8 protein-coding genes are annotated in these 13296 nt (G+C 70.7%); 4 read left to right on the top strand and 4 right to left on the bottom strand.

The features are described 5' to 3' along the window. Nucleotides 1-218: 218 nt before the first annotated feature. The 3 genes from BEP24_RS11010 to BEP24_RS11000 all read right to left on the bottom strand — a co-directional run bounded on the left by BEP24_RS11010 (nt 219) and on the right by BEP24_RS11000 (nt 5160). Nucleotides 219-1328, bottom strand: a complete 1110-nt coding sequence (locus BEP24_RS11010; RefSeq protein WP_065963301.1) for a phosphate ABC transporter substrate-binding protein PstS — start codon at nt 1326-1328, stop codon at nt 219-221. A 722-nt stretch (nt 1329-2050) separates the two neighbouring features. After that, nucleotides 2051-2998 (bottom strand): NUDIX domain-containing protein, encoded by a 948-nt coding sequence (locus BEP24_RS11005; protein WP_065963298.1) that lies wholly within the window; start codon nt 2996-2998, stop codon nt 2051-2053. Further along, nucleotides 2995-5160: an RNA degradosome polyphosphate kinase gene (locus BEP24_RS11000; RefSeq protein ID WP_065963295.1), complete on the bottom strand. Its 2166-nt coding sequence runs from the start codon at nt 5158-5160 to the stop codon at nt 2995-2997. Before BEP24_RS11000 ends, BEP24_RS11005 begins: the two co-directional genes overlap by 4 nt. Nucleotides 5161-5435: 275 nt before the next feature. Between BEP24_RS11000 and BEP24_RS10995 the strand changes: the two genes are divergently transcribed. From BEP24_RS10995 to BEP24_RS10985, 3 genes are all read left to right on the top strand, one after another. Then, on the top strand, nt 5436-5717 hold the full coding sequence (locus tag BEP24_RS10995; RefSeq protein ID WP_058729289.1) for a hypothetical protein: 282 nt from the start codon (nt 5436-5438) through the stop codon (nt 5715-5717). 159 nt (nt 5718-5876) lie between these two features. After that, complete coding sequence (locus tag BEP24_RS10990; RefSeq protein ID WP_065963293.1) at nt 5877-11228, top strand: DUF6531 domain-containing protein; 5352 nt, start codon at nt 5877-5879, stop codon at nt 11226-11228. 31 nt (nt 11229-11259) lie between these two features. Continuing rightward, nucleotides 11260-11679, top strand: a complete 420-nt coding sequence (locus tag BEP24_RS10985; protein ID WP_065963289.1) for a hypothetical protein — start codon at nt 11260-11262, stop codon at nt 11677-11679. A gap of 701 nt (nt 11680-12380) precedes the next feature. On the opposite strand, the gene BEP24_RS10975 is transcribed toward BEP24_RS10985, so the two are convergent. Further along, nucleotides 12381-12578 carry a hypothetical protein gene (locus BEP24_RS10975; protein ID WP_065963285.1) on the bottom strand — a complete coding sequence of 66 codons (198 nt, stop codon included), beginning with the start codon at nt 12576-12578 and terminating at the stop codon, nt 12381-12383. A gap of 348 nt (nt 12579-12926) precedes the next feature. Between BEP24_RS10975 and BEP24_RS10970 the strand changes: the two genes are divergently transcribed. Continuing rightward, nucleotides 12927-13295 carry a hypothetical protein gene (locus BEP24_RS10970; RefSeq protein ID WP_071246193.1) on the top strand — a complete coding sequence of 123 codons (369 nt, stop codon included), beginning with the start codon at nt 12927-12929 and terminating at the stop codon, nt 13293-13295. The last annotated feature ends 1 nt before the right edge of the window (nt 13296 follow it).

Raw genomic sequence — 13296 nt, 5'->3', positions numbered from 1 at the left:
GCGGCGGGGGGAGTGCTGCTGCGGGGTGGTGCTCGGTGCGTGGTTCTTGGTTGGTGCGCGGTGCGCGGTGCGTGGTGCGTGGTGCGTGGTGCTTGCTTGGTGCTTGGTGCTTGGTGCTTGGCGCTGGCGCTGGCGCTGGCGCTCGCTGCCTGCCGGACGGGCGAGTGCCCGGACGTCGACCAGGTGGGTGGGATCGACGTCCGGGCGCTCAGCGGGCCTTACTTGATGGAGGCGACGGCCTTCGCGGCCTTCTCCGCCAGGTCGGACGAGAGGGCGGCCGACTTGGCCTCCTTCGCGGCCGCGTCCTGCGCGTCCTTCGAGACGACGTAGTCCAGGTAGCCCTTCACGAGCTCACCCTTCGCGGAGTCCTTGTACTCCTGGCAGGCGATCGCGTATGAGACGAGGACCAGCGGCCACGCACCCTTCGCGGTGTCCTTGCGGTTGATGTCGATCGCGAGGTCGTTGTCCGCACGGCCGGCGACCGTCTTCGAGTCCGCGACGACCTTGGCAGCGCCCTCGGCCGAGATCTCGGTGGCCGTGGAACCGACCATGAGCTTCGCCTTGTCGAGGTCACCCGCGCCCGAGTCGTCGATGTAGGTGATCGCGTTCGAGGCGCTCGCCATGGCCGAGGCCACACCCGAGGTGCCCTTCGCGCTGTCGCCGACCTGGTACGGGAAGGTCTGGCTCGGCTTCTCGGTCCAGACGTCGCTCGCGTTCGCGGAGACGTACTCCGAGAAGTTCTGCGTCGTGCCGGAGTCGTCCGAGCGGTGGACGACCGTGATGGCCGCGTCCGGAAGGTCGGCGCTCTTGTTGAGCGAGGCGATCTCCGGAGCGTTCCACTTCGTGATCTTGCCGGAGAAGATGCCCGCGATCGTCTTCGCGTCCAGGGTGAGCTCCTTGACGCCGTCGACCTTGTAGGCGATGGCGATCGGGGAGATGTAGACCGGGATGTCGATGGCCTTCGAGTCCGCGGCGCACTTCTCGAACGTGCCCGCGAGCTCCTCGTCCTTCAGCGCGGCGTCGGAGCCTGCGAAGTCGGCGGCGCCGGACATGAAGTTCTTGCGGCCCGCGCCGGAGCCGTCGGGCGAGTAGTTCACCGTGGCGCCCGAGGCGACGCTCTGGAAGCCGGCGGCCCAGGTGGCCTCGGCGGTCTGCTGTGCGGAGGAGCCCGAGCCGGTCAGCGTGCCCGAGAGCTTCGAGTAGTCGGTGCCGGAGCTCGACGTGGCGGAGGCGCCAGCGCCCGCGTCCTCGTTCGCCGCGCAGGAGGAGAGCACGACCGCGCCGGCGATCGCGATCGCCGCGACCGTGCCGATTCGCTTGATGTTCACAGGGGTCCCTTCGGGGATGTCAGTGCAGGTGGGACCGCTGCTGGTCCCGCGGGCCGGTGCTGACCCGGGAGCGACTGTAGGGACGCGAGGTGACTGGGATCACGCGCACTGGTGAACGGGAGGTGAACGAGGGGTTGTCGCGACCGTGGGCGCCGTGCGGCGGCTCCGGAGCGGGTGCAGGATCGGGATCGGCGTGCGTCCGGTGGGCGCATGCGGATGCATCGGTCGGGAGGCGCGGTGCGGGTCCGGTGGGCGCGGTCGCGGTCGGGGCGGTGGGGGTCCTCCAGTGCGCGGCACGGGGCCGGCGGTCGCGGTCGCGGTGTGCGCTCGGCCGGGGGAGGACGGCGCAGCTCGGCGGTGCCGCTCGCTCGGGCGCCTGCCGTTGCCGGGAACGTCTCGTCGGGCCGGCTGCGTCAGGCCGGAGCCGTCCGGGCCGGTCGCGTCGGACCGGTTGCGTCGGGCCGGTCGAGTCAGCCCGGTCGCGTCAGTCGCGTGGCGTCGGACCGGTTGCGTCGGGCCGGCTGCGTCAGGCGGGTGGTGTCGGACCGGTCGCGTCAGGCCGGCCGCGCCGGGCCGGTCACGTCAAGCGGGTGGTGTCGGACCGGTCGCGTCAGGCCGGCCGCGCCGGGCCGGTCACGTCAAGCGGGTGGTGTCGGACCGGTCGCGCCGGGCCGGTCGCATCAGGCGGGTGGTGTCGGACCGGTCGCGCCGGGCCGGTCGCATCAGGCGGGGACGGTGTTCCGGTGGGTCTCGACCGCCACGAGCTTGTCCCCGGCGATGTGCATCACGGCGAAGTCGCCGACCGAGAGCATCGCCGCCCGCCGCAGGTCGAACCGTCGACTGTCGTCCGCCGTCACCGCCGCGATCCGCGCGATGATGTCCGGCAGCACGGGCCCGTGCGAGCACAGGACGGTCGACTTGCCCTTGTCGAGGCGCTTCCGCACCACGCCCTTGACGTCCGCGGCACCGCGGTCGTGGGCCTCCTGGCTGATGTCGGGCGTGCTCGCGACGCCGACGTGCGTCCGGGCGGACAGCGGCTCGACGGTCGCGAGGCACCGGGCCGCAGTACTGCTGACGATCTTCTTCGGTCCGAACGCGGCGACCGGCGCAGCGGCCGCCTTCGCCTGCGACCGGCCGACGGGCAGGAGCGGGCGCGTCGCGTCCGGCCCGTCCCACTCGGAGCCGGGGATCGTCTTGGCGTGCCGGAGCGCGATGAGGGCGAAGGTCCGGTGCTCCCCGGCGGCGACGCGCTCGGCGAACCGGTCGAGGATCGCGACGTCACGGTCGTAGGTCAACCGTTTCCGGGCCTGGTCGATCGGCACCCACTCGACGGCCGCGACCTCGTCGTTCGGCCGGAAGGTCCCGGCGCGGTCGTACTCCTTGCCGGAGACCCGCGCCGACCAGTAGTGCACCACCTTGTCCCGTCCGCTGGGCAGCACGTACTCGGCCGTGCCGAGCGGTGCGCCGAGGTGCACGCGGTACCCGGTCTCCTCCTCGATCTCGCGGACCGCGGTCGTCGGCACGCTCTCACCGGGGTCGACCTTGCCCTTGGCGAACGAGACGTCCTTGTGGTGGTCGCGGTGCACCAGCAGCACGAGCGGGCCGCCCGCGTGCTCGCGCCACACGACCGCACCCGCCGCGACGACGGGCTTCGCGGTCCCGCCGCTCACCGGGTCGAGCGCTTCCGGGCGGAGATCTTGCGCATGAGGACGTTCTGCACGTCGTCGAGCGGCCGACCGTCGTCGTCCGTCGAGTGCCGCGTCCACTCGCCGTCGGACTCGAGGTGCCACGAGCTCGTGGTCTCCGCCATGGCCAGGTCGAACATCTCCTGCACCTCGGCCACGTGCGCGGGGTCGGAGAGTCGGACGAGGGCCTCGACGCGGCGGTCGAGGTTCCGGTGCATCATGTCGGCGGAACCGATGAACACGGCCGGGTCGCCGTCGTTGTGGAACGCGAACGCCCGGGAGTGCTCGAGGTACCGTCCGACGACGCTCCGGACGCGGATGGTCTCGCTGACGCCCTCGAGGCCGGGCTTGAGCGAGCAGATGCCGCGGACCCACACGTCCACCGGGACCCCGGCCTGGCTCGCGAGGTAGAGGGCGTCGATGATCTGCTCGTCGACCATCGAGTTGACCTTGATCCGGATGCCCGAGGGCCGACCGGCCGCCGCGTTCGCCGCCTCGTGCTGGATGCGCTTCACGAGCCCCTTCCGCAGGTGGAGCGGCGCGACGAGGAGACGCTTGAACTTCTTCTCGATCGCGTAGCCCGACAGCTCGTTGAACAGTCGGGTGAGGTCCTTGCCCACGACGTCGTCGGCGGTGAACAGACCCATGTCCTCGTAGATGCGCGAGGTCTTGGGGTTGTAGTTGCCCGTGCCGATGTGGCTGTAGTGCTTGAGCGTGCCGCCCTCCTGCCGGATGACGAGCACCAGCTTGGAGTGCGTCTTCAGCCCGACCAGGCCGTACACGACGTGCACGCCGGCCTTCTCGAGCTTGCGGGCCCACGTGATGTTGTTCTGCTCGTCGAAGCGTGCCTTGATCTCCACCAGCGCGAGCACCTGCTTGCCCGCGGCAGCGGCGTCGATCAGGGCCTCGACGATCGGGCTGTCGCCGGAGGTGCGGTAGAGCGTCTGCTTGATCGCCAGCACGTTCGGGTCGGCAGCGGCCTGCTCGAGGAATGCCTGCACGCTCGTCGCGAAGGACTCGTACGGGTGGTGGACGAGCACGTCGCGGGAGGCGATGGCGCGGAACAGGTCGGGCTTCGTGTTCGGTTCACCGGGCTGGAACTGCACGGGTGTGGTCGGCACGTGCTTCGGGTAGTGCAGGTCCGGACGCGCGATCTTGGCGATCTCGAACAGGCCGCCGAGGTCGAGCGGCGACGGCAGGCGGAAGACCTCCTGCTCGGTGATGTCGAGCTCACGGACGAGCAGGTCCAGGGTCACCGGGTCCATGTCCTCGGTGATCTCGAGACGGATGGGCGGGCCGAAGCGGCGGCGCAGGAGCTCGCGCTCGAGGGCCTGGATGAGGTTCTCGGCCTCGTCCTCCTCGATCTCGACGTCCTCGTTGCGGGTGACGCGGAACACGTGGTGCTCGAGGACCTCCATGCCCGGGAACAGGTCGTCGAGGTGGTTGGCGATCAGGTCCTCGAGCGGGATGAACCGGAGGCGACCGCTGCCGTCGTCGGGCAGCGTGATGAAGCGGGAGAAGTTCTGCGGCACCTTGAGGCGCGCGAACTCCTGCCGCTGCGACTTCGGGTTGCGCACCCGCACGGCGAGGTTCAGCGACAGCCCCGAGATGTACGGGAAGGGGTGCGCGGGGTCGACCGCGAGCGGCATCAGGACCGGGAAGATCCGCTCGTTGAAGTACTCGCGCATGCGCAGCCGGTCGGCCTCGTCGAGGTCGGACCAGTGCTCGACGTGGATCCCGGCGGCGTCGAGGTCGGGCTTGAGGGAGTGGATGAAGGCCGCGGCGTGCCGGTCCTGCAGCTCGTGGGCCTTGGCCGCGATGTCGCGCAGGACGTCGCTCGGGGCGCGGCCGACGTTCGTCGGTACGGCGATCCCGGTGTCGATGCGCCGCTTGAGGCCGGCCACGCGGACCATGAAGAACTCGTCGAGGTTCGAGGCGAAGATCGCGAGGAAGTTGGCGCGCTCGAGCAGCGGCTGCGTCCGGTCCTCGCCGAGTTCGAGGACCCGCTGGTTGAACCGGAGCCAGCTCAGCTCACGATCGAAGTAGCGGTCCGTCGGCAGCGACTCGTGCTCGATCTCGACGACCTCGTCGAAGTCGTCCAGGTCGGGTGCGACGGATTCGCCGTCGAGCTGCGGTTCGGTGTCCATGGCCACATCCTGCCACCCGGCCCCTGCTGCCGGGGGGAGCGGGGTGGACGGTGTGGAAAGCGGGGGTGAACGAGTCCCGTGTGGAGGAGCACCGGGAGGCCCCCGTACCGCCGAGGGAACGTCGGCGAAGCACCTGTCCCCCGAACAGGGGAGGGATCGTCACGAAATACAGTCGGTGACATGGGTCGGCGTTCGTGGGTATGGTGGGCGGCGTCAGAGCCTCCGGGGGGATTCCACTGCGCGGGGGTGCAGCTACGAAAGGAACGAGGTTCACCATGTCACGTGTGCTCTCCACCGAGCAGGCCAAGACCGCCATCCGGCAGATCCAGTCGATCGTCAACGGCGGCTTCACCGACCAGATCTCGCAGCTCGACGCGCAGGGTCGCATCCTGTCGGACTCGAACGTGTGGGACGGCCCGCTCGCGTCGACGTTCCGCGGATCGACCTGGCCGGAGACGAAGGCGGCGCTGGACAAGGCGAAGACGGAGCTCGAGCAGCTCCGCACCCAGCTCGACAAGATCTCGCAGGACATCTTCACCGCGGGTGGCGGCGCCTAGCCAGCCGACTCCACCGCCCGGGCCGTCCGAACCTGGACGGCCCGGGCGTCCGTGGTCGGGGGACGGCCGCGACCAGCACGACCCGTGCGACCAGCACGACCCGTGCGACCAGCACGACCAGCACGACCAGTGCGATGCACACTCCGGGGGGAACCGACCATGGCCCAGATCCACGCGAACACGGAGCCGATCCAGTTCGACGACGCGACCGCCGACGCCCTGAAGCGTGCGCTCGACGCGGCCGCCAACGCCGTCAGTGGCCAGGCGGGCTCCCGCCAGACCGCCGTCAACACGGCGTCGCAGGAGTTCCGCGGCCGGTTCTCCGAGCTCTTCACCCAGAACGCCTCGACCGCTGCGGGTGACGGGCGCACCATCGTCGAGACGCTCCGCACCATCGCCGGCTGGGTGGACACGATGAAGGAAGCGGCAGCGGCCGAGCGGGCACGCCGGAAGACCGCGCGGGAGTGGCAGGCCCGCGAGGACGCGCGCAGCGGCATCGAGGAGTGGTGGACCGAGGCCTGGCAGCTCGACCCGATGCCGAAGGCCGGCAACGAGCCCGCACCGACCTTCCCGGCGCCGAACGTGACCGCACGACCGCGGGAGACCCCGGACCCGGGCGCGGGGGGCGGTGGCGGCGGGGGGACCTCGTCGGCGCGTCCGGCGGACCTCCGCTCCTTCGCGACGGCCTGCTCCGGGATGAACCGCGACCTCGACGGGAAGCCCGCTGCGGTCCGGGGTGCGCTGCAGGACTTCGCGGCGCGGTGCTCGTGGGGGCACATCGACGCGGGCAACCTGGTCAGCGCGTTCGAGCAGTGGCTCGCCGCGAACGACCGCGACGTCCAGTGGGCGAACACCGTCGCCGACGCCTTCGCCGCCGCCGGCGGAGAAGGCACCGTGTCGACCGTCGCCGACTCCGCACTGGCAGCGGCGCTGCAGGCCGCCGGCGTCGCCGCGACGCGCTCCGAGCTGCAGTTCGACCCGCCCTCGGCGTACGGCGCGCAGCCCACGACCGGGTTCTCGATGGACCCGGTGAACACCACCACGGGCAACTTCCTCGAGCCCGAGACCGACCTCGACTTCCCGGGGTCCTCGCCGTCCCTGCGGATCACGCGGATGTACAACTCGCTCGACGACCACGTCGGGCTCTTCGGGCCCGGCTGGGCCTCGGTCCTCGAGACCCGCCTCGAGCTGGACGACGACGGTGCCTCCTTCGTCGGGGCAGACGGCCGGCAGGTCCGCTTCCCCCGGGCGGCGGACGGGTGGGAGCGCGGTGTCGGGGAGAACCGGTGGCTCGTGGCCGAGCAGGACCGGCTCGTCGTCCGCGACAACACCGGTGGACGCATCGAGTTCACACGTTCGGGCGTCTGGCTCGGCGAGCGCGGCGGACCCGGGACCGCGGTGCGTGTCGAACGCGACGAGGACGGATCGGTCCGACGGCTCGTCCACGAGCGCGGTCGCGCGATCGACGTCGAGTACGCATCAGGGCGCGTCGCCGTGGTGCGGAGCTCGGACGGTCGACGCGTCGAGTACGAGTACGACGACCGCGGACGACTGGTCTCGGTCGTCGGTGCCGCGGGCGCGCGCCGGTACGGCTGGAACGACGACGACCTCGTCACCACCGTGACGAGCGCGGACGGCGTCGTCGAGGTCGACAACACCTACGACGTCCACCGTCGCGTCGTCGAGCAGGTGAGCCCGCACGGCCGGGCCGTCCGCTTCGCCTACCTCCCCGGCCGTGTCACCGTGGTCTCCGACCACGACGGGTCCCGGTCGAACTCCTACCTCGCCGACGCCAAGGGTCGGCTCGTGGGCGTCGTCGACTCGGACGACCACCGGCAGTCGATGAGCTACGACCGGCACGGCAACCTCGTGTCGGTCACCGAACGCGACGGCTCCGTCACGGTCCACGCGTACGACGAGCGCGGACGACGGATCCGCACCGTCACGCCCTCCGGCGGGGACGTCACCTACGGCTACGACGACCAGGACCGCACGACGACCGTGGTCGCCGAGTCCGGCGGTGTGGTCACCTACGAGTACCGCGGTGACGACCGCGACCCGTCGGTCATCACCGATCCCGTCGGCGGGCGCACCGAGCTCACGTGGTCGGACGGGCTGCTGACCCGCGTCGTCGACCCGACCGGCGTCGTCCTGTTCCTCGAGCACGACGAGCACGGCGAGCTCGTCGCCACGACGAACGCCGTCGGCGACACCGCGCGCATCGAGCGTGACCCCGCTGGGCGCCCCACCGCGGTGACGAGCCCGTCCGGGGCCCGGACCGAGTACCGCTACGACGGTGCCGGCCTGCTGCGCGAGCGCCGCGACCCGGACGGCGCGACGTGGCGCTTCGAGCACACCGCCGCCGGCCGCGTCTCGGCGGTCACCGACCCGCTGGGCGGGACGACGACCTTCGAGTACGGGCCCGACGGGGAACTCCACGCGACGACCGACCCGCTCGGGCGACGCGTCCTCCGTTCCTTCGACGACCAGGGCAACCTGGCGTCCCTGACCCTGCCGGGTGACGCGGTCTGGACCTTCGCGCACGACGCGTTGTCGCGCCTCCTGGCCGTCTCCGACCCGACGGGCGCGACGTGGCGTCGCGAGTACGACGCGAACGGCAGCATCACCGCGACGATCGACCCGACGGGCGTCCGTCAGGACGTCGCGCGGGACGTCGCGACGGGTGTCGCGACCCTGCGGGACGCGTTCTCGACCACGACCGTCCGGTTCGACGAGTTCGGTCGTCCCGTCGAGTCGACGAGCGCCGAGGCCGGCTCCGAGCTCGTCACCTACGACGCGGCCGGGCGCCCGGTCGAGCTCGTCGACGGCGAGGGCGGTCTGACCCGCATCGAACGCGACCTCGCGGGGCGGGTGACGGCCGTCGTCGCGCCCTCCGGGGCGCGCACCGCCTACGAGTACGACACGTGCGGGCGTCCGTCTGCCGCCGTGGACGCGACCGGGGCGCGCACCACGCTGACCTACGACGTCGACTCGCGGGTCGTGGCGCGCACGTCGCCCACGGGCGACGTCGAGCGGACCACCTACGACGCGGTCGGGCGCGTGGTCGAGCAGACGACGGCCGGTGCGGGAACGAGTCGGTACCGCTGGGACGCGGCCGGGAGGCTCGTCTCGGTCCACGACGCACGCTTCGGTCGACGTCGCTTCCGCCACGACGCAGCCGGGCAGGTCGTCGAGGTCGTCGACGGGCTCGGCGGGGTCACCCGCCACGAGTACGACGAGCGTGGCCGTGTGGTCGCGACCACCGATCCCGCCGGCGGCGTGACGCGCCGCGAGTACGATCAGGCCGACCGCCTCGTCGCCGTCACGGATCCGCTCGGGCGGCGCACGGCCGTGCGTCTCGACGCGGCCGGACGCCGCGTCGAGCAGACCGACCCCGACGGTCGGACGACGGCGTGGACGTACGACGGTGCCGGGCGGGAGCACCAGGTCCTCGTCGACGGGCAGGTGCAGACCGAGGTGCGCCGCGACCCCGTCGGCCGGACCGTGGTCGTCACCGACCACACCCGGGGAGCCGGCCTGACGGTCGACCACGAACTTCAGTACGACCGACGCGGACTCCTCGTCCGTCGCAGTCGCGGAGCCGACGCGATCCGCTGGGAGTACGACGCCGACGGGCGCCGCTCCGCACGCACCGACCCGTCCGGGACCAGGACGACCTGGCGCCGCGACGCCGCCGGACGCGCGACCGCCGTCGAGCGGGACCGCCTCGGCGCGGCGACGTTCCGGTACGACGCCTCCGGCCGCATCGTCGAGTCGGTCACGGGCGACCTCGTGCAGTCGTGGTCCTACGAACGCGGCGCGTTGGTCGCGCACACGACGACCTCCTCCGACGGCGTCACGACCACGCGCATCGAGCGGGACGACGACGGCCGCATCACCGCGATCGACGGGCCTCACGGGCGGATCGAGCACCGGTACGACGCCGCCGGTCAGCTCGTCCGGGCCGGTGACTCCGAGTGGGAGTACGACGCCGGCGGCCGACTGGTCCGCGAGCTCGTCGACGGGACGGAGACGCGCTCCACGTACGACCTCGCCGGCGAGCTCGTCGCCACGGAGCAAGGGGGCGTCCGGACCGAGTACCGGTACGACGGCCTCGGTCGACGGGTCCGCCGGACCGACGCCGACGGTTCGACCGTCGAGTACGCCTGGTCCGCCCTCGGCACCCTCGCCGGGATCACGAGCCGGGACGCCTCGTACGCCGAGACCGCGCGGACCGACCTCTGGACGGACGCACTGGGTGAACTGGCCTCGGTCGGTGGTGCCGAGACGTGGTGGGACTCCGCGGCGAGCGTGCCGGGTCTGGTGTGCATCGGGGGCGCGGACGTCCTCGACCTCCCCGGCGGTGTGGTGGCGATCGGCGACGTGTGGACGGCGCCCGGGTGGCGGAGCGCGCGTGCGACCGATCCGTCCGATCCCTGGGCCGTGCTCGAGGCCGTCGGAGGCGCCACGTTGCCGGGCGGTGTCGCCCTCCCCGGCGGTGTCGCGCTGACCGCGAGCGGCGGCGTGTCCGTCGGCGGGCTCGAGTGGCTCGGTGCGCGTGTCTACGACCCGGGGGTGAAGGGCTTCCTGTCGACGGACCCGCTGTCGCCCGTGCTCGGGGCGGCGTGGTCCGCGAACCCGTACTCCTACGCGGGGAACGACCCTGTGCACGCCGTCGACCCGCTGGGGTTGCGGCCGGCGACGGACGCGGACATCCAGGCGTACCGGGATGCGAACCAGGGGGCGTTCGCGGCGGTCGGACAATGGTGGGACGACAACTGGGAGTACGTCGCCGCGGCGGGGGCGGTCGCACTCGGTGTCGGTCTCATGTTCACGGGTGTCGGCGGGCCTGTCGGGGTCGCGCTGATCGGCGCAGCCTCGGGGGCACTGATCGGGGGTGGCGTCTCGATCGGTAGTCAGAAGGCGACGACCGGTCAGGTCGATTGGAAGAAAGTCGGAGTCGACACCTTGATCGGTGGTGTCGGCGGGGCGGTCGGCGGTATCGCGGCGACTGGCCTGGCCAAGCTCGGCCCGATCGTCGGGAGGGCCGCCAGCCCGGTCGTGCAAAGGGCCTCGTCGATCGCCTTCTCGTCGACGGGAAGGGCCGCGGGCGCGTCTGGGATCTCCGGTGCTACGACCAGTTCCATCGAGTACGGCATGGACTCGGATGGTGAACCCAAGACGCTCGGGGGCTACGTCCAGTCAGCGGCCACGGGATTCGGAACCGGTGCGGGCCTGAGCGTGATCGGAAGCAAGGTGACCTCGGCCGTCACAGAAAACCTTCCGATCACGCCGCACTACCCAGAAGGATGGAGCGCCCACGCAGTTGCGCCGAACGTCGCCCGATGGACCACGGTGGTGGGTGAGACGACTGATCGGCTCGTCGGAGGCCTCGGAAGTGTCGGAACTGAGATGCTCGATCCGAACGGTGATCGAGGTGGTGATCTGCTCCAGGACGCCGTCAACGGTGTCCTGGATGGGTCGATCGGACCGACGGCGCCGAAGCACTGACCGCCAAGCATCGAGAAGAAAGCAAGAATCAGTGACCCAGCAGAAGCGCAAGGAACGCTCGATGCGAGCCAAGAAGCTCATCTTCGGCACCTGGCTCCTCGGGGTGCTGGTCGTCATCGCGCTGATCTTCGTTGCACCGATCAGTTTGAAGGCCTACGACGCGTCACACCCACTGACAGTGAAGTGTGTCGTCAGTTCCGCAGTTGCCGGCGACGGTTCGTCGAGGTCCGTGAGGGGGGTCGGCGCGACGTACAACCAAGTGCGGATCGATTCGCCCGACTGTGGCACGGTGTTCATCCGGAGGCAGGTGACTGCCTCAAGCGCTCCGAGGATCGCAGCAGAGTTCCACGCGGGACAGACCTACGAGTTCATCGTCGGAGCCGCCTCCTACCGCTTCAGGGATCAGCTTCGGGCAATCAATCAGTCCGTCGAAGTCCAGCGACCTGACTGAGAGGATCCGACGAGGCGACCCATCGTTGCGGTGCTTCGGAGGCGGGGAACGGGTGAGACCGAGGTTCGGGCCTCCGGTGGTGTGCGCTGACATCGCCCGATCGCGCAGTTCGGGCCTCCGGTGGTGAGCGCTGACATCGCCCGATCGCGCAGTTCGGGCCCTTCGCAGTTCCCAGGAGCGAGCACCCGGCCGGGAGACCGAGGGTGGCGCAAGTGGAGTGCGCCGGAGCTGTTGATGCCGCTCCGGCGACGCTCCGTGAACCCGACTCGCCGCGTGGAGCAAGCCGTTGCTCGGCTCGTCCGGCCGAGACGGGATCCGCGTTGCGGCGGACCGTGCTCTCGAGACCGCGTGCGGCAACCTGCTGTACCAACAGGACGTCACACGGGCGAACATGCAACGCTTCGCCGAGCAAGTTGTGCCTGGCGGGCCGTATCGCTTCGGGGCAGAGAAGAGCGCGTTCGACCTGAGGGGCTTCCTGCGGACCTGAAGGTCGCGCCGGTCGTGAACTCGTTCGCGCCAGCGTGAGAGCGGCGGGGGAGAGGACCTCACCCGGTACGACCCGTCAGTCGGAGCCCGTGCCGGAAGCGCCGCCCTTCGCCAGCCACTCGCGCAGTCTTGCGGCATCCTCTCCGCTGACCGTGTGGATCACGTAGTCGACCTGCGGCGTGGACCGAAACTCGACCGACACGTCACCGGGCACCTCACCGCGAGCCCCTGCGGCGCCCCGCCGACACGAGGAACGCGAGCGGCGTGGTGTCGGACTCGACGCGTTGCGTTCGGCGGTCGAGCAGCGAGATGACCTCCTCCGCGCGGAAGGACGCCGTGCTGCCGGAACACTCGACGCGGAGGACGACCTGCGCGCGGTGGAGCAGACCGAGCTCCTCGATGCTCGCAGCCATCACGAGCGCATCGTCACGCCATTCGTCCGGTGCAGGGAGTACTGGACCGGTCTGCCTCGGTGATCGCCGTCCGAACATGACCGGAGCCTACCGACGGAGGACGCAGCCAGGTGAAGTGAACGGTGCGCTAAATTGCGTTCGTCCCATCGGAGTAATCGGTGTTCGACAGGTGGGATCGAGCTGGGGAAGAATACTCGGGGAGGGATCATCCCGAGGTGCCGTCAACACGAAGGTCGCACGACGATCGTCATCGGGACGGTGGTCGGTTCGAGGAGGGGGGCGGGAACCCTGAGGCACAGAGCCACGGCCCTGACGACGAAGAAGCGCCCCGCCGTCGGGATCTTCCTCGTGTTGCTGGTCATCGTCCTCCCCGCGCTGCTGTTCTTCGTCGTCCCGGTCGCGCTCATCTCGTACGACGATGGTCACCGGATGTCCGTCACCTGTACCGTCCGCAGCGCAGCAACGGGTTCCGAGTCGAGCCGATCCTTCCGCGGCGGTGGAGGGGGCGGTACGCAGGTCGTGGTGGTGACCGAGGAGTGCGGCAAGATCTTGCTGCAGGACGGGATCAACTCGTTCAACGCCGACCGCGTCGCGAAGGCGCTCGAGCAATCGCGCCGGGCTCGGTTCACGGTCGGAGAAGCGACGTACCGACTGCGGGACGTCCTGGCAACAGTCGGGATCTCACCGGCCGCCTACGACCACCGTGTCGAGCCCTGAC

It is taken from the genome of Curtobacterium sp. UCD-KPL2560, assembly GCF_001705035.1.
In the GTDB taxonomy this organism is placed as follows: domain Bacteria; phylum Actinomycetota; class Actinomycetes; order Actinomycetales; family Microbacteriaceae; genus Curtobacterium.
This window is presented reverse-complemented; position numbering and strand designations above follow the sequence as displayed.